17 protein-coding genes are annotated in these 17,387 nt (G+C 61.3%); 10 read left to right on the forward strand and 7 right to left on the reverse strand.

Annotated features, from left to right (window positions below; genetic code table 11):
- Positions 1-51: 51 nt before the first annotated feature.
- The 3 genes from IF199_RS14215 to IF199_RS14225 all read right to left on the reverse strand — a co-directional run bounded on the left by IF199_RS14215 (position 52) and on the right by IF199_RS14225 (position 3,061).
- Positions 52-525: an LEA/WHy family protein gene (locus IF199_RS14215; RefSeq protein ID WP_096820297.1), complete on the reverse strand. Its 474-nt coding sequence runs from the start codon at positions 523-525 to the stop codon at positions 52-54.
- A gap of 70 nt (positions 526-595) precedes the next feature.
- Positions 596-2,062, reverse strand: coding sequence for a nucleobase:cation symporter-2 family protein (locus IF199_RS14220; protein ID WP_192560819.1), 1,467 nt, complete (start codon positions 2,060-2,062; stop codon positions 596-598).
- Between the two features lie 99 nt (positions 2,063-2,161).
- Positions 2,162-3,061: a LysR family transcriptional regulator gene (locus IF199_RS14225; RefSeq protein ID WP_192560820.1), complete on the reverse strand. Its 900-nt coding sequence runs from the start codon at positions 3,059-3,061 to the stop codon at positions 2,162-2,164.
- A 100-nt stretch (positions 3,062-3,161) separates the two neighbouring features.
- Here IF199_RS14225 and IF199_RS14230 point away from each other — a divergent pair, with 100 nt between their 5' ends.
- From IF199_RS14230 to IF199_RS14260, 7 genes are all read left to right on the forward strand, one after another.
- On the forward strand, positions 3,162-4,253 hold the full coding sequence (locus tag IF199_RS14230) for a polyamine ABC transporter substrate-binding protein (protein ID WP_096820300.1): 1,092 nt from the start codon (positions 3,162-3,164) through the stop codon (positions 4,251-4,253).
- A gap of 29 nt (positions 4,254-4,282) precedes the next feature.
- A complete protein-coding gene (gene speB / locus IF199_RS14235; protein WP_064381781.1) occupies positions 4,283-5,242 on the forward strand; it encodes an agmatinase in 960 nt (319 codons plus the stop codon).
- An 88-nt stretch (positions 5,243-5,330) separates the two neighbouring features.
- Complete coding sequence (locus tag IF199_RS14240; protein WP_096820301.1) at positions 5,331-6,047, forward strand: helix-turn-helix transcriptional regulator; 717 nt, start codon at positions 5,331-5,333, stop codon at positions 6,045-6,047.
- A 51-nt stretch (positions 6,048-6,098) separates the two neighbouring features.
- Positions 6,099-6,440 carry a nuclear transport factor 2 family protein gene (locus IF199_RS14245; protein WP_096820302.1) on the forward strand — a complete coding sequence of 114 codons (342 nt, stop codon included), beginning with the start codon at positions 6,099-6,101 and terminating at the stop codon, positions 6,438-6,440.
- Between the two features lie 22 nt (positions 6,441-6,462).
- Entirely contained in the window at positions 6,463-7,581 is a 1,119-nt protein-coding gene (zapE, locus tag IF199_RS14250; RefSeq protein WP_192560821.1) for a cell division protein ZapE, read from the forward strand.
- A gap of 17 nt (positions 7,582-7,598) precedes the next feature.
- Positions 7,599-8,180 (forward strand): DinB family protein, encoded by a 582-nt coding sequence (locus IF199_RS14255; protein ID WP_192560822.1) that lies wholly within the window; start codon positions 7,599-7,601, stop codon positions 8,178-8,180.
- Between the two features lie 98 nt (positions 8,181-8,278).
- On the forward strand, positions 8,279-8,776 hold the full coding sequence (locus IF199_RS14260) for a GNAT family N-acetyltransferase (protein WP_096820305.1): 498 nt from the start codon (positions 8,279-8,281) through the stop codon (positions 8,774-8,776).
- 85 nt (positions 8,777-8,861) lie between these two features.
- Here the strand turns inward: IF199_RS14260 and IF199_RS14265 are convergent, their stop codons facing one another.
- The 4 genes from IF199_RS14265 to IF199_RS14280 form a co-directional block, all read right to left on the reverse strand.
- Positions 8,862-9,068 (reverse strand): hypothetical protein, encoded by a 207-nt coding sequence (locus tag IF199_RS14265; RefSeq protein ID WP_192560823.1) that lies wholly within the window; start codon positions 9,066-9,068, stop codon positions 8,862-8,864.
- 182 nt (positions 9,069-9,250) lie between these two features.
- Positions 9,251-11,497, reverse strand: a complete 2,247-nt coding sequence (locus IF199_RS14270; RefSeq protein ID WP_102621339.1) for a TonB-dependent siderophore receptor — start codon at positions 11,495-11,497, stop codon at positions 9,251-9,253.
- A 146-nt stretch (positions 11,498-11,643) separates the two neighbouring features.
- Positions 11,644-13,392 carry a phosphoethanolamine transferase CptA gene (locus IF199_RS14275; protein WP_192560824.1) on the reverse strand — a complete coding sequence of 583 codons (1,749 nt, stop codon included), beginning with the start codon at positions 13,390-13,392 and terminating at the stop codon, positions 11,644-11,646.
- Between the two features lie 213 nt (positions 13,393-13,605).
- Complete coding sequence (locus IF199_RS14280) at positions 13,606-13,788, reverse strand: DUF6026 family protein (protein WP_192560825.1); 183 nt, start codon at positions 13,786-13,788, stop codon at positions 13,606-13,608.
- A gap of 272 nt (positions 13,789-14,060) precedes the next feature.
- Between IF199_RS14280 and gnd the strand changes: the two genes are divergently transcribed.
- Genes gnd through IF199_RS14295 form a run of 3 tightly spaced genes read left to right on the forward strand, consistent with a single transcriptional unit; the run spans position 14,061 to position 17,367 of the window.
- Positions 14,061-15,041: a phosphogluconate dehydrogenase (NAD(+)-dependent, decarboxylating) gene (gnd, locus tag IF199_RS14285; RefSeq protein WP_096820310.1), complete on the forward strand. Its 981-nt coding sequence runs from the start codon at positions 14,061-14,063 to the stop codon at positions 15,039-15,041.
- Positions 15,038-16,561, forward strand: a complete 1,524-nt coding sequence (gene zwf / locus IF199_RS14290; RefSeq protein ID WP_192560826.1) for a glucose-6-phosphate dehydrogenase — start codon at positions 15,038-15,040, stop codon at positions 16,559-16,561. Before gnd ends, zwf begins: the two co-directional genes overlap by 4 nt.
- A complete protein-coding gene (locus IF199_RS14295) occupies positions 16,558-17,367 on the forward strand; it encodes an HAD family hydrolase (RefSeq protein WP_192560827.1) in 810 nt (269 codons plus the stop codon). The genes zwf and IF199_RS14295 overlap by 4 nt, the downstream gene beginning before the upstream one ends.
- The last annotated feature ends 20 nt before the right edge of the window (positions 17,368-17,387 follow it).

Raw genomic sequence — 17,387 nt, forward strand, 5'->3', positions numbered from 1 at the left:
AACCTGCGGCTTCCCTGTTTCTGTCAGTGAGCCGTGCAGGCTACCGCATCTTTACCAGGTTGCGGCACTGGCCTTGGGCAGACTGAGCTTGCCGCTGTCGACAAAACGCATGGTGCCAAACACACCGCCGGCCAGTTTGCCGCGCAATACATAAGGCAGGTTGTCGAGGGTTTGGGTCTGGCTCAGGCCAAGAGTCTGGCGCAGCACCGAGAACGCCGAAATGCTCACCGGGACGCTGACGATGGCTTCGGAGAACCGTGGAATGGAACCGCTTTGATCGCTGACACCGGAAGCGAACGAATGACCGTTCACGTCAAGGTCCAGCGCAATGCCGTTGTAGTCGATGGCGGTTTCGTTGGGGTTCTGCACCCGCAGCTTGATGGCGAAGCGCACTTCCAGATCCTGGCTCGGCAGCGGTTCGACGCCGACCACGTTGATGTTCACTGGGTCGCGGTTGGGAAACAGCGCACAGGCGCTGAGGGAGAGCAGAAGCAGGGACAGGATGACGGCTTGGATGCGGCGCATTGATGCTCTCTCATTGAAAAAGGGCTGAGCCGTTGCCGGTATCAGCCCTTTTTTCATCGAGCGGACAGGATCAACGGTTCAACTGTGCGACAGCGGCCTTTGATGCGGGTTCACCTTTGGCCGGTACGTCCGGGTTTTCCATGACCTGAAGGATAGAGGCTTCCGGGTCGAAGTCATCTTCTTCCAGTTCGATGAATTCTTCCGGCAGGAAGATATTCAGCACAATCGCACACAGCGCGCCAACGGTGATCGGCGACTCGAAAATATTGCGCAGCGCCTGCGGCAGTTCGCGCAGCACTTCCGGCACGGCGGCGATGCCCAGGCCCATGCCGAGGGAAATGGCCACGATCAGCATGTTGCGACGATGCAGGCCGGCTTCGGCGAGGATCTTGATCCCGGCCACCGCCACGGTGCCGAACATCACCAGCTCTGCGCCGCCGAGCACCGGTTTCGGCATCAGTTGCAGCACGGCGCCAATCATCGGGAACAGGCCCAGCAACACCAGCAGACCGGCAATGAAGAACGCGACGTAACGGCTGGCCACTCCGGTGAGCTGAATCACCCCGTTGTTCTGGGCGAAGGTCACCATCGGCATGCTGTTGAACACCGCCGCCATGGCCGAGTTGAGGCCGTCGGCCAGCAGGCCGGACTTGATTCGGCGGATGTACAGCGGGCCTTTGACTGGCTGCCGGGAAATCATCGAGTTGGCGGTCAGGTCACCGGCAGCTTCGAGCGGCGACACCAGGAAAATCACCGCCACCGGCACAAACGCCACCCAGTCGAAGTTGAAGCCGTACTTGAACGGCACCGGCACGCTCACCACTGGCACTTCCGGCAGATTGGCGAAATCCACGGTGCCCATCAGCCACGCCACCACGTAGCCGAGGGTCAGGCCAATGACGATCGCGCCCAGACGCAGGAACGGCACGTCGACCCGGTTCAGCACCACGATGGTGCCAAGCACCAGCGCCGCCAGGAACACATGGCTGGCGGCGCCCAGATCCGCCGCGCCGAAGCCGCCGGCAATGTCGGTCATCGCCACCTTGATCAGCGACAGGCCCATCAGGGTGATGATGGTGCCGGTCACCACCGGGGTGATCAGCATGCGCAATTTGCCGATGAACTGGCTCAGTACCACTTCGATGAAGGCTGCAAAGAAGCACACGCCGAAGATCGTCGACAGGATCTCATCGGTGCCACCGCCCCGGGCCTTGACCATGAAGCCGGCGCTGAGAATCACGCTGATAAAGGAAAAACTCGTGCCTTGCAGGCACAGCAGTCCGGAGCCGACCGGGCCGAAACGCTTGGCCTGAACGAACGTGCCGAGACCGGAGACGAACAGCGCCATGCTGATCAGGTACGGGATTTCGCTTTGCAGGCCGAGGGCGCCGCCCATGATCAGGGTCGGGGTGATGATGCCGACGAAGCTGGCCAGCACGTGTTGCAGCGCGGCAAACACCGTGGCGGTGAAGTGCGGACGGTCGTTGAGGCCGTAGATCAAATCGTTGTTGCGCGGGGCTTTTTCAGAGACGGTCATGGTGGTTTGCGTGCCGCAATGCGGGGCCGGGTCGGAAAATGGGTGCGCAGGATGCCGCAAGCGGGGAGCGAGGGCAACGCATTAAAACTGCCCAAAAGGTCAGGTTCGAGCAAAGGCTGACAGTAGATCTTCCTCAAACGCCTTTTGCGCATCCCCCGGCACCTGCGCTCGATGGCGGGCCAGATGGAACGCCACTTCAAAGCTCAACTCACCTTCGCGCACCGCTCGCAACAGACCTTTGTCCTGCCATTGGCGCGCGTAATGGTTCGGCAGATAACCGACGTGTTTGCCGGACAGAATGAAGGCGAGGGTGCCTTCGACCTGCTCGGAGCGCGCCGAACACAGCTTGCCCTGAAACGGCTCGTCACTGCGCAGGAACCGATACGGGTGATCGACCCGGTCGCAGGCCAGCAGCGCTGCGTCATCGGGTGCATCGTCGGTGAACAGCGGATGGCCGGGCGCGCAATACAAATGCTGGGTTTCGCTGAACAGCTCGCGGTAATCAAAGGCGCTCTGCACCTGGGAGAAATAACCGATGGCCAGGTCCAGCCGCTGTTGCAGCAGCAGGCGCTCCATTTCGCCGGGCATGGCGCTGATCAGCTCGATGCGCACCGATTCGTCCCGTTCGCGAAAACGCCGGATCGCCTCAGCCACCCGTTGCAGCACCGATTGATCGACCGCTTCCGACAGGCCCAGGCGCACTTCACCGATCAGGCGCCCGGCGACGCCGTTGGATTGATGGCGGAAGGTTTCGATCGAATCGAACAGACTGCGCGCGGCAATCAGCAGTTGTTCGCCCTTGGGCGTCAGGCTGAAACCGCCCTTGCCACGGTTGCACACCCGATAGCCGAGACGGGTTTCCAGCTTGGCCATTTGCTGGCTGATGCTTGACTGGCTCAGTCCCAGTTCACCCTGGGCCGCGCTGAAACCATTGGACTCGACCACCCCGAGAAACAGGCGCAGCAGTTGCAAATCGACATCGTGGAGTTGACCGAGCATCACATTAGCCTTGGATAAAGTCAGGTTAACAAACTTGATATTTCTGGAATGTATCCGACGGCGCATCCTGAGACCACTTCCTCCGGTCAGGTGTTTCGTCATGGCTCCCTTGTTCAAGCTGTGTTTACCCGCGCTGTTGCTCTCTGTCTCCATCGCCGCCCAGGCCGAGGACAAGACGCTCAACCTCTACAGCTGGGCCGATTACGTGGCGCCGGAAACCCTGCAGCGCTTCGAAAAGGAAACCGGCATTCACGTGCGCTACGACACCTTCGATACCTCCGAAGTACTGGAGACCAAGCTGCTTACCGGCGGCAGCGGCTACGACGTGGTGGTGCCGTCATCCAGCGTGCTGGCACGGGGGCTCGCTGCCGGCGCGTTGAAGGAAATCCCTCACGACGGGCTCAAGGGTTACGCCAATCTCGATCCGGACCTGCTGGAAAAACTCGCGGCCGTCGACCCGGGCAATCGCTATGGCGTGCCGTACACCTGGGGCACCCTCGGTCTGGGCATGAACGTCGAAGCGCTTAAGCAGCGACTGCCGGATGTGCCGCTCAACAGCCTCGATCTGCTGTTCAAGCCCGAATACGCCAGCAAGCTCAAGGATTGCGGGATCGCCATTCTCGATTCGCCGCAGGAAGTGATCGGCCTGGCGCTGCACTACCTCGGCAAGGATCCCTACAGCACCGACAAGAACGATCTGGCCGCCGCCGAAGCCTTGTTGCAGAAGTTGCAGCCCTCGGTGCTCTACGTCGCCACCGGCCGGCAGATCAGTGATCTGGCCAACGGCAGCGTGTGCCTGGCGCTGACCTACAACGGTGACGCAAGCATGGCCGCCGATCAGGCGCGCAAGGCCAACAAGCCGTTTGAAGTCGCTTACCGGATCCCGAAAGAAGGCACGCTGGTGTGGCAGGACAACCTGGCCATCCCCAAAGACGCGCCGCACCCGGAGGCCGCTCGGGCCTTCATCGAGTTCATGTTGCGCCCCGAATCCGTGGCGGCGCTGACCAATACGCTGTTCTTCGCCACCGCCAACCAGGCCGCCACGCCGCTGGTGGACGAAGCGGTGCGCAACGATCCGGACATTTACCCGAAACCCGAAGTGCGCGAACGGCTGTACGCCGACCGCAGCATGAGCCTCAAGGACATGCGTCAGCGCACGCGCTTGTGGACCACTTTCCGTAGCCATCAATAACGCTGGATAAAAACCAAAGGAGCACACCGATGGACGTGCCAATGCAGAACGATCAGGCCCTGACCCGTGACAGCCTCTACGGCACCGCTGCCGAAAGCACCTACGCCGGGATCACCAGTTTCATGCGCCGGCGCTACAGCCGGGACTTGCGCGGTGTCGACGTGGCCGTCAGCGGCGTGCCGTTCGACACCGCCACCAGCAACCGTCCGGGCGCCCGTTTCGGGCCTCGCGGGATTCGTGCGGCGTCCACCGGGATTGCCTGGGAACGGCACTGGCCCTGGGCGTTCGACCCGTTCGATCATCTGGCGGTCATCGATTACGGCGATTGCGACTTCGATTACGGCTCGCCGCACACCATTCCGGAAAGCATCGAGGCCCACGCCGAGCACATCCTGAGCTCCGGCAGCGCCATGCTCACCTTTGGTGGCGATCACTTCATCAGCTACCCGCTGCTCAAGGCTCATGCGCGCAAGCACGGCACGTTGTCGCTGATCCACTTCGATGCCCACAGCGACACCTGGCCGGACGAGGGCGGCAAACGGGTCGATCACGGCACCATGTTCTGGCACGCGGCGCGGGAAGGGCTGGTGGATCCGGCGCGCTCGGTGCAGATCGGTTTGCGCACCACCAATGACGATCATCAGGGCTTTCAGGTGCTGGACGCGCGGCAGGTACATCGCCGGGGCTGCGAAGCGATTGTCGAGGCGATTCGTGCGCGGGTCGGGGACAACCCGGTCTACCTGACGTTCGACATCGACTGCCTGGATCCGGCCTTCGCTCCGGGCACCGGGACACCGGTCTGCGGCGGGTTGAGCACGGTGCAGGCACTGGAAATCCTTGGTGGTTTGCGTGGGATCAATCTGGTGGGCATGGACGTGGTGGAAGTGGCCCCGGCCTACGACCACGCAGACGTGACGTCGCTGGCGGCGGCGACGCTGGCCATGGAGATGCTGTGTCTGTACGCGGCAAGGCACAAAGTCGACGCGTGATCGGCTCTGAGCCTGGTGAAAGCTCCTGACAATTTCTGACACCAGGCTCTGCTAAGCTCCGGCAAAATTCCGCACAGAGCCTCACGCCGTGTCACGAACCACTCGTCTACTGACTTTGCTGCAAGTGCTTCGCGGCAAGAAACGCCCGGTCACTGCGGCGACGCTGGCGTCCGAGCTGGAAATCTCCGAGCGCACCCTCTATCGCGACATCGCCGAATTGACGGCGCTCGGCGCGCCGATCCACGGAGAGGCGGGCATTGGTTATGTCTTGCGCAGCGGCCTGTTTCTGCCGCCGCTGATGCTCAACGCCGACGAGACCGAAGCCATCGTCCTGGGCCTGCGCTATGTCGATCAGCGTGGCGACGAGGTCCTGAGCAAAGCCGCAGCGGATGCGCTGGCAAAAATTGCGGCGGTGCTGGATCCCCAGGCCCAGGAGGCGATGCGCAATCCGACGGTCATGCCCGGGCCGCCCGGTTACGGCTTTCCGCAGAACGCTGTGCCGTTGAATGTGTTTCGTCAGGCGATCCGCGATCAGGCCAAGCTGCACATCGATTACGCCGACGCACAACAGGTGCCGAGCCAGCGCTTGATCTGGCCGTTGGCGCTGGGGTTTCTCAACGAGGTGCGGATCATTGTGGCGTGGTGCGAGTTGCGCAGCGCGTATCGCACGTTCCGAACCGACCGGATCTCAGCGGCCAGTCTGCAGGGCGAGCGATATCCAGGACGTCGCAGCGACCTGCTGCGCACCTGGCAGCGGCAGATGCAACTGGACGAAAACGGACGCTTCACTCCTGACAAAAACTGACGCAGGGCTGTTCTAGGATGGCGACAGAACCCGAAAACAGGAGCTGCACTCATGTTCCATCCCACCTCGATACTCGCCCCGGCCATCGTTGAGTACATCAACGCCGCCAACGCTCGCGATACGACCCGGGTCGGCAGTTTTTTTGCCGAGGATGCCCACGTGTTCGATGAAGGCAATCATCAGGTCGGCCCGCAGGCCATCGCCCACTGGATGCAAGACACCGCCCGACGCTATCAGCCACGAGTCGAAGTGCTGGGCGTCCAGCAGCGCACCGGCAAAGTGCTGGTGCAAGGGCTGATCTCCGGGACGTTCCCCGGTAGCCCGCTGGAATTGCGTTACACCTTTCGCCTCAACGAGCAGGGCAAAATCGCACGGCTGGATATTTCCGTGTAGCCATCGTGGCATACTGCCGCGCATGACTTTCGACTCCCCCCTAAGCGCCTGGCAACATGCCGTCGAGCACAAGGGCTTCATCCAGGATGAAGCCCAGGAGCACGCGGTCTGGGCGTTGCAAAAATGCCATGAAGCCCTGCACGCCGGTGCCCGTTCGGTCACCGGCGTTTATCTGTGGGGGCCGGTCGGGCGCGGCAAGACCTGGCTGATGGACCAGTTCCATCAAAGCCTGCGGGTGCCGGCCCGGCGTCAGCACTTTCATCACTTCATGGGCTGGGTCCATCAGCGCTCGTTTCAACTGACCGGCATCGCCGATCCGCTGCGGGCATTGGCCCGGGAACTGGCGGCCGAAGTGCGGGTGCTGTGCTTCGATGAGTTGTTCGTCAATGACATTGGCGACGCGATCATCCTCGGCCGGTTGTTCCAGGTGATGTTTGACGAAGGCGTGGTGGTGGTCTGCACCTCCAACCTGCCGCCGGATCAGTTGTATGCCGACGGATTCAACCGTGACCGCTTCCTGCCGGCGATCACGGCGATCAAGCAGCATATGCAGGTGGTCGCGGTGAACGGCGCCGAGGACCATCGGTTGCATCCGGGCGCCCTCGAGCAACGCTACTGGGTGGCGGCGCCGGAGCAGGATTGCGCGCTGGCCGGGGTGTTCGATGCGTTGGCGGGCGGGCAGGGCGCCAGCTCCGAACCGGTGCCGGTCGGCTACCGCGCGTTGAATGTCGTGAAGGCCAGCGAGTCGGTGTTGTGGTGCCGTTACGCCGATCTGTGTGAACAACCGTTCGCGGCCATGGACTTCATCGCGCTGTGCGACAGCTACCGGGCTATTCTGTTGAGCGAGGTGCCGAACCTGAGCGCGCAAAAGCGTGAAGGGCGGATCGCCCGTGGCACCGAAGACGGTGCGGAGCGGGTGGTGGCCGGCGATCGCGAGTTGCCGCAACTGTCAGTGCACGATGACGGCGTACGGCGCTTCATCGCGCTGGTCGACGAGTGCTACGACCGCAAGGTGCCGCTGTACATCGAGGCCGATGTGCCGATGGACGCGCTGTACACCGAGGGTTATCTGGAATTCCCGTTCCGCCGGACCCTCAGCCGCTTGCAGGAGATGCAGTTGCAACGCTTTGCCGACACTTGATGCACGGAGGGTGCGACATGACTCAGCCACTGTCCCATCACTTGCTGACCCAGGCTTATCAGAACGCCTGGGCCAACCATCGACTGGCCAAGGCCTGGCTGCAACTCGACGATGCACAACTGGCGGCGCCCAGGGTGAGTTTCTTCCCGAGCCTTCTCCTGACCCTCAATCACATCCTCACCTGCGACTGGTTCTACGTCGATGCGCTGGAACGCGAGTTGCGCGGTGATGAGCCGCATCCCGATTGCTATGTGTTTTTCAACGTGGATGAACCCTTCACCGAGGCGCAGGCCTTGCGCCGTGAGCAGGCCCATGTCGATCGCCGCTTGATCGCTTATTGCGAGCAGCTGCGCGATGCCGATCTGGGGCGCATCGTCACCATCGCCCGCGACACGCCGCAGCACGACAGCCGTCTGCGGATGATTTCGCACCTGTTCGAACACCAGATCCACCATCGTGGTCAGGTCCACGCCATGCTCAGCGGCACACCGGTGAAACCGCCGCAACTGGATGAGTTCTTCTGTGTCGGCGAGTCCGGTTTGCGGGCCGAGGATTTCGCCGAACTGGGCTGGACGGAAGAACTGATCTGGGGCCACTGAAACGGCCGGGTTGTGGCCGGGGGCCGCCTCGCGCTAAGGTCGGACAGCCTATCAGTGCGTATCAAACGTGCCGGGGCCCCGTGCGATCGAGGAAGGAAATGGATTCCGCAGAGATTCTTGTGCTTCAAGCCAGCTATACCAATCCGGTGCATGCCGAGGCCATCGGTGTGGTGCTCAATCATTACGCCGAAGACCCGATGGGCGGCGGCCATCCGATTGCCCCTGAACTGCTGCAGCAACTGCCCGCAGAACTGGCCAAACGGCCTCACGCGTTCAGTGTCCTGGCCTTTGTCGGCGGCGAACCGGCAGGGCTGGTGAACTGCTTTGAAGGGTTTTCGACCTTTGCCTGCAAGCCGCTGGTCAACGTCCATGACGTGTCGGTGGTGACGAAGTTTCGAGGCCTGGGGCTGAGCCAGAAAATGCTGCGCAAGGTCGAGGACATCGCCCGTCAGCGCGGATGCTGCAAGATCACCCTGGAAGTGCTCGAAGGTAACGCCGTGGCCCAGGGTTCCTACGCCAAATTCGGTTTTGCTCCGGGCATGTTCGACCCGAGTCACGGGCGCATGCTGTTCTGGATCAAGGAATTGCAGGCATAAAAAAAGGCGCCCGAAAAGGGCGCCCAACTGTCATCTGCGAAGCCAGAGCGGAGCCATCGCAGGTCCATCGGTAAACCTGTCTACATCAAGGACGGTAGTGCTCGGTGACCTGTGCGGTCTGGTCGTCCGGGACGCGAAGCTCGTTGGCTTTCGTGTCTGTCTGCTGGCTTTGTTCGGTGTGGACCGGGAAGCTCTCCCAGTGATATCGCATCCGCTCGGCACCGCCCTCGGCGAAAGCGCTGGCGGATGCAATAGCGAATAGACCGGCAAGGATTGCAGTCGTGATTTTCATGGTGTCTCCTACGAAAAATGTCGGAGCCGTTCATCCATGAATCAAACCCTCGAGGCGCAGTGTCTGGTGAGGGCATTAACCAAGGGTTAACGCGCGTTCCGTGCAGGTTTTACCGATTGTTTCCAGGGTGGCGGACGAAGGCTGCACGCGCCGCTGACGCGTGCAGATCGCAGGGAAGGGCGTCAGAGTTTCCAGTCGAGGCTCAACGTCACCGTGCGCGGATCGCCCCAGAACACGCCGTTGTAGAAGCCGACGTTGTCGTAATACTTCTTGTCAAACAGGTTGTCGACGTTCAGCGATGCCGACAGGTGTTTGTCGAACTCATAACGCGACATCAGCTTGACCACCGAGTAGGCGCCCTGACTGATTCGTGTCCGTTCGGTGATGACCCGGCCATTGGCACCGCGTCCGACCGGGCGGTTGGAATTGCCGTAGACGTCACTCTGCCAGTTCACCGCGCCACCCACGGTCAGGGCGCTCCAGTCGCCGGGCAAGCGATACGCGGTGGAGACGCGAAGCATGTTCAGCGGCTGGTTGGTGTTGGTGCGGTTTTTCTCGCCATTGAGCGCGTGGGTGTAGGTGTAGCCGGCGGTCATGTTCCAGCCGTCATGGATTTCACCCGAGAGCTCGGCCTCGAAACCGTTGACCTTGTTGCCTTTGCCGCCGCTCTTGTAGAACTCCTCACCGGTGACCGGATCCGGTGGTACCGAGTCGTCGAGCTCGGCGACGTTGTCCTGCTTGCTCCAGAACACGGCCGTGGCCAGGTTCAGGCGCTCGTCCAGCAGGCTGCCCTTGAGGCCTATTTCATAGTTGCTGCCGACCACCGGCTCAAGGAATTTGCGATTGGCGTCGCGGTATTCCTGAGGGTTGAAGATGTCGGTGTAGCTGGCATACACGGTGTATTCGGGCGTCAGGTCGTAGAGCAGCCCCGCGTACGGCGTCCACATATCGTTGTGTTGCTGGCGGCTGGCGTCGACCGCGCTCACTTGCCGATTGTCGTCATACGTATTGTCGGCTTTTGACGCCTTCCAGCTGCCGTAACGACTGCCGAGTACCGCATGCAAGTCATCGGTGAAACTCAGGCGAGTGGCCAGATAGCCGGCTTTCTGGCGGGTGCTGGAGGTGGAGCCGGTCAAACTTGTGACGGTGTCAGGAAATTTGGCGATATCGCCCATGTATTTCCAGTCGCGAATCCGCCCGTAACCCGGTGGAAACGTGCCGTCGATCGTATAAGGGGAGCGCTCGCTGCGCTCGGCCTCGCCATAACCGAACATCATTTCGTGTTCGCGGCCAAACAGCGCATAGGGGCCCGACACGTTGAAGTCATAGGTCTTCATTTTTTGCGTGCCGATCATGTGTGATATGTAGGCCGCCATCCCGCTGCGGTCGTCTGCGGGAAAACCGGTTCCGCCGTAGTAGACCTTGCCGTCGGTATCGCTCTGGCGATGGGTGTAGGCCGCTTTCAAGTGCCAGCCGCCCGCCAGTGCCTGATCGAGGGTGGCGAAAGCGGTCTTGTCCTCGATCGGCCATGAACTCCATGACGTTGCCATGTTGGTCGAGCGGCCCAGACCGGCCTTGCCGCCGTCGGCATTCCAGTAGGGCACCGTGCCCCATGAGCTGCCTTGTACGTGCTTGTTCTGATAGTCATAGCCGACCGCGAGCACGGTCGATTCCGTCAGGTCGCCTTCGAGAATGCCGTAGCCGACTTCCCGTTGCAGCGCGTAATGGTCGCGAATTGACTGGCTGTCGCGATACGCCAGCACGCTGCGTCCGCGCAAACGGCCGTCGAAAGCAAGCGGGCCGCCCACGTCCACGTAGCTGTAGTAATCGTCGTAGCTGCCGCCGCTGACCCCGGCCAGCGCCTGCAATTGCGCGGTAGGGCGCTTGCGTACCATGTTGATGGTGGCCGAAGGATCACCTGCGCCGGTGGTCAGGCCGGTGGCACCCCGTACCACTTCGATACGGTCGTAAATGATCGTGTCGGAATCGGACTTCATCCGGCTGAAGGTGTTGAGCATCCCGTCGATCTGGAAGTTGTTGATCGAGTAGCCGCGAGACGAATAGTTGACCCGGTCTGAATCGTAATGCTGAACCACAACGCCCGTGGTCTGGCTCATGGCTTCGGACAATGTACCGAGCTTGAAATCATCCATCTGCTGGCGGGTCACCACGGACACCGATTGCGGGGTTTCCTTGATCGACAGGTTCAACCGCGTGGCCGTGCTCATGGCGCCGGTGGTGTAGGAAGCGGTGTCTTCAGTCGTACTGCCCAAGCCTTGGGCGGTGACGTTGGTGGAGGCCAGTTCGAGTGCCGGAGCGGCGGCCTCAGGCTGTTTTTCGGCGTCGGTTTCAGCCAGCAGATCCGGGCTCAATGCAGCACTGCACAGGCCCAGGGTGAGGGTCATGGAACGGGTGATGGGCGCGAACATCGCAGCCGACTCCTTGTCTTCGAGAGAAAATTTCCTTTGGTTCAAAGACGAAGAGGGGGAGTGCGATTTAGTAACAAACGAGAAATATTGTCATTTCGAGGTATTGCGACAGCATGAAAAAAGGGCCGTTTCCGGCCCTTTTCAGGTTATTGCTTGACGACTTCCTTCGGCGCTTCGTCGGGCTTTTTCGGCTTCATCAGGCTGAAGTCGATCAAGGCTCGCTGCTCACGTTCGTAAGGGTTGCCGATCAGCAGCGGACGCTGTTTGAAGCTGTCGCTGACCACGCTTTTGCTGCGGTCCAGTTCATCGAAGCTCAAACCCGCCAGGTCTGCCCAGGTGTGGATCAGGTGCGCACTGCTGTAAGGCCGGCTCAAGTCAGCGGCGAAACTCCAGTCGTGGTTTTCACGCCACTTCGGCGATGCCCACGCCATGAACGGAATGGTGTACATCGGCGCGGTCGGTTTGTTTTCGTTACGGCCCAGGGTGTTGTGGCCCACCGAGTCGAACACGTCTTCACCGTGGTCGGAGAGGTACAGCAGGAAGCCGTTCGGATCGGACTTGGCGTAGTCCTTGATCAGGCTCGAGACCACGAAGTCGTTGTACAGGACTGCGTTGTCATAGCTGTTGTAGGTCGGCACTTGGTCGTCACGCACACCGGCCGGCACGCCGTTGCGGTCCTGGAACTTGTCGAAGGTCGGTGGATAACGGTACTGGTAGCTCATGTGCGTGCCGAGCAGGTGCACAACGATCAGCTTGCGCGGTGCCGGATCGGTCAGAGCCTTGTTGAACGGCTCGATCACATCACCGTCGTATTGCGCGGCGTTCTGGTTGCGGTTGTTGTTCAGGTACACCTGCTCGTCGGCCTGTTCGGAGAAGGTCGTGAGCATGGTGTTGCGCTTGGTCATGGTCTGCTGGTTGGTGATCCAGAACGTCTTGTAGCCGGCCTGTTTCATCATGCTGACCAGCGACGGCGTGGACAGGTACAGATCCGGGTTCTCTTCGTCGGCGAAGGTCAACACCTGCTGCAGCGCCTCGATGGTGTATGGGCGCGGGGTGACGACGTTATCGAAGACCGAGAGTTGATCCTTGAGCTTGTCCAGTTCCGGTGTGGTCTTGCGCTGATAGCCATAGAGGCTCATGCGCTGACGGTTGGTCGACTCGCCGATCACCAGCACCAGGGTCGCAGGCTGATTGGCGCCAGCGTCCTTGAGGTTGTGCAGCGGCGGGATCTTGCTCGCGCTGTCGAGCATGCCCTGCATTTCGCCCAGGGTCTCGAGGTAACGGTGGTAGGCCACGGCCATCTGCCAAGGCACGGCCGGTTCGATGCGGGTTTCGAACTTCTCGAAACCGCCGGCGAAGCTGCCGGTGCGCTGGGTCTGCTTGATCAGCGGATAACCGACCACCGCGATCAGAATCGCCATGGCTGCCACGAAGGCCCGGCCACGCGGCATGTAGACCGGACGCAGGCGGGTCCACAGGAAGTAGGCGAACGCCGTGTGAGCGAGGAACGCAGGGATCATCCACCAGGCAAAGTACTGGGTCATGTACTCGCCGGCTTCCGACACGTTCGACTCGAACATGATGAAGATGACGCTCTGGGAGAACTCCTGCTGATAAATGAAGAAGTAACCCAGACTGGCCATCGAGCAGGCCCACAACACCACGCCGATCAAAGCGGCGAGCAGACGGGTGCGTTTGGGGAACAGCAGCATCGGTGCCAGCCACACCGCGCTCATCACAAACGCCTGGCGGAAGCCGGAGAATCCGGAGGTGCCGGTCAGCTGGATCAGCAGTTGAGTGATACCGGAGAAGTACCAGAAGAAAACAAACAGCCAGAGGAACCCGGCCCAGTCAAAACCTGCCGCAGCAGTTTTGCTGCGTTTGAACAATGCCATTCAGCACTCCAACTCGATCACCATTACCACCGCCGGGACGTTTCATGAACCAGAGCATGAAAACCGACGAACGGAAGCCGCGCGCAGACACGCACGACAGAATGGGCCGGAGTATCAACAAGCGAATGTGAAAACTTCGTTAGTTGCCGCAAATGGCAGAGAGCGGATCATGTCGGGAACAGCAGGGCAGCGGTTCCCGGATCAGGCGGGCGGTCAGGCGTGCGGGGAACGCTGTACGCGGGGCAGGGACTGCGGCTCAAGGCCCTGGGTCATCAGGCGCAATTGCGCCAACTCTTGTTTAAGCTGGTCGCGTTCGTCTTTCAACTGACGCAGTTCATCGCGACGGATCGTGACATACAGGGTTTGTGGCGGCATTGCTGTGTGTACTGTGCCCATTGCTCACCTCGCAAATGGCGTGTCTCAACTGCAGGTCAGCCCCGGTTTCGAGCCTTGGCCTGCTATCGGCGCCGATTTTGGTTTCTTTTGCCCGCGAATGGAACTTTTTTATTTTTCATGGTCGTTGTGTCTTCGGCACGTTTCCCGACGTTATCAGTCTGGATCGGGCACAATGCCCGGAAACTTCACACCGACGCTCTGGACTAACCTCCATGAGAGCGTTGGGCTATAACCTTTGACACACTTTTATTTGTAGTAAGGAGCATCAGCACATGCAACTCGGGATTATTGGACTGGGCCGCATGGGCGGCAATATTGCACGGCGTCTGATGCTCAACGGTCACACCACCGTTGTTTACGACCGCAATACCGCCTTTGTCGACACCCTGGCCGCCGAGGGCTCTACCGGAGTCGCCGATCTTCCTGCACTGGTCGCAGGCCTGGCCAAGCCGCGTGCCGTGTGGGTCATGCTGCCGGCCGGCGCGCCGACCGAAGACACCATCGAAACCCTGAGCACTCTGCTCGAGGCGGGCGACACCATCATCGATGGTGGCAACACCAACTATAAGGACGACATCCGCCGGGCCAAGACCCTGGCCGAGAAAGGCCTGCACTACATCGACGTCGGCACCTCCGGCGGCGTCTGGGGCCTGGAGCGTGGCTACTGCATGATGATCGGCGGCGATGCCGAGACCGTTAAGCGTCTGGACCCACTGTTCGCCGCTCTGGCGCCAGGCATGGGCGACATCCCGCGCACCAAGGACCGCAAGTCCGATGACTCGCGTGCCGAGCACGGCTACATCCATGCCGGTCCTGCCGGCGCCGGTCACTTCGTGAAGATGATCCACAACGGTATCGAGTACGGCATGATGGCGGCCTTCGCCGAAGGCTTCGACATCCTCAAGACCAAGTCCAGCGAGCGCCTGCCGGAAGATCAGCGTTTCGACCTGAACGTGGCCGACATCGCCGAAGTCTGGCGTCGTGGCAGCGTGGTGTCGTCGTGGTTGCTCGACCTGACCGCCGACGCCCTGGCCAGCGACCCGAAACTCGACGGTTTCTCGGGCTCCGTGGCTGACAGCGGCGAAGGCCAATGGACCATCGAAGCTGCAATGGAACAAGCGGTGCCGGTCCCGGTGCTGTCCAACTCGCTGTTCTCGCGCTACCGCTCCCGCGGCCAGGGCACCTTCGGCGACAAGATCCTCTCGGCCCAGCGTTTCGGCTTCGGTGGCCACGTGGAGACGCCTAAGAAATGACCCATACGATCCGCAGGAAATCCAAGGCAGACCCCGCGCCACCGACCACGCTGTTTCTGTTCGGCGCCCACGGTGATCTGGTCAAGCGCCTGCTCATGCCGGCGCTGTACAACCTGAGTCGCGACGGCCTGCTGGATGATGGCCTGCGGATCGTCGGCGTTGACCACAACGCCATCACGGATGAAGCCTTCGCCAAAAAGCTCGAAGACTTCATCCGCACCGAAGTGGCGGCGAAGGTCGGCAAGGGCGATCAGATACTTGATCCGGCCTTGTGGGCCAAGCTCGCCAAAGGTATCAGCTACGTCCAGGGCGACTTCCTGGACGACAGCACTTATTCCGCGCTGGCGGCGAAAATCGCCGACAGCGGCACCGGCAACGCGGTGTTCTATCTGGCCACCGCGCCGCGTTTCTTCAGCGAAGTGGTGCGCCGTCTCGGCAGCGCCGGTTTGCTGGAAGAAAACCCCGAAGCATTCAGAAGGGTGGTGATCGAAAAACCGTTCGGCTCCGACCTGCAGACCGCCGAGGCGTTGAACGCCTGCCTGCTCAAGGTCATGTCGGAAAAGCAGATCTACCGGATCGATCACTATCTGGGCAAGGAAACCGTGCAGAACATTCTGGTCAGCCGGTTCTCCAACAGCCTGTTCGAAGCGTTCTGGAACAATCACTACATCGACCACGTGCAGATCACCGCCGCCGAAACCGTTGGCGTCGAGACCCGTGGCAGTTTTTACGAACACACCGGCGCCTTGCGGGACATGGTGCCCAATCACCTGTTCCAGTTGCTGGCGATGGTGGCAATGGAGCCACCGGCCGCGTTCGGCGCCGATGCGGTGCGGGGCGAGAAGGCCAAGGTGGTCGGGGCGATCCGCCCGTGGACCACTGAAGAGGCGCGGGCCAACTCGGTGCGCGGTCAGTACAGCGCTGGCGAGATCGACGGCAAGCCGCTGGCCGGCTATCGCGAAGAAGCCAACGTCTCGCCTGAAAGCAGCACCGAAACCTACGTGGCGCTCAAGGTGATGATCGACAACTGGCGCTGGGTGGGCGTGCCGTTCTACCTGCGCACCGGCAAGCGCATGAGCGTGCGCGACACCGAGATCGTCATCTGCTTCAAACCGGCGCCGTATGCGCAGTTCCGTGACACCGAGGTCGACGAGTTGCAGCCGACCTACCTGCGCATCCAGATCCAGCCCAACGAAGGCATGTGGTTCGACCTGCTGGCCAAACGGCCGGGGCCGGCGCTGAACATGGCCAACATCGAGCTGGGTTTCGCCTACAAGGATTTCTTCGAAATGCAGCCGTCCACCGGCTACGAAACCCTGATCTACGACTGCCTGACCGGTGACCAGACGCTGTTCCAGCGCGCCGACAACATCGAGAACGGCTGGCGTGCGGTGCAACCGTTCCTCGATGCCTGGCAACAGGACGCGAGCGTGCAGAGTTATGCCGCGGGCGAAGACGGGCCTCAGGCTGCCGATGATCTGCTGACTCGCGATGGTCGCGTCTGGCATGGTCTCGGATGAGTGAGCCGATCCGTTTTCTGTTGAGCGACATGGACGGCACGCTGTTGCTGCCCGATCACAGTCTGAGCCAGCGCACCATTGATGCCGTTCGTGCGCTGCGTGAGGCGGGCGTGTTGTTCAGCCTCGCCACCGGGCGCCCGCCCAAAGCCATGTTGCAGCAGATCGAAGCCTTGGGCGTCGATCTGCCGACCGCCGCCTTCAACGGCGGCACGATCGTCAACCCGGACGGCAGCATTCTGGTCGCACATTACCTGCCAGCCACAGCGGCACTTACGGCACTGGCGTTGTTTGCCGATCAGCCGGAGGTCGAGATCTGGGTGTTCAGTGGTGGTGACTGGCTGCTCAAGGATCCGCACGGGCCGATGGTTCCTCGCGAACAGCATGGCCTCGGTTATCCGCCGGTGGTGGTCGACAGTTTCGAGCCGTATCTGGAGCGCATCGACAAGATCGTGGCGACCAGCAACAACACCGGACTGTTGATCGAACTGGAGGCACGTTTGCTGGCGAAGGTCGAGGGCATGGCGCAGGTGTCGCGTTCGCAACCGGTGTATCTGGACGTGACGGCACTCGACGCCAACAAGGGCGCGGCTCTGGCAACTATTGCTGCCCATCTGGGCGTTCCGCTGGCGCAGACTGCAGTGATTGGCGATGGCGGCAACGATCCGGCGATGTTCCATGTCGCCGGTCTGTCGATCGCCATGGGTCAGGCAGAGGATGCGGTGAAGCGTCAGGCGGACGTGGTGACCGGGCCGAACACCGAGGACGGTGTGGCGCAGGCCATCGAGAAATACATGTTGCCGCGCTGATCGATGCATAAAAAAAACGG

Source organism: Pseudomonas allokribbensis, from assembly GCF_014863605.1.
GTDB lineage: Bacteria > Pseudomonadota > Gammaproteobacteria > Pseudomonadales > Pseudomonadaceae > Aquipseudomonas > Aquipseudomonas allokribbensis.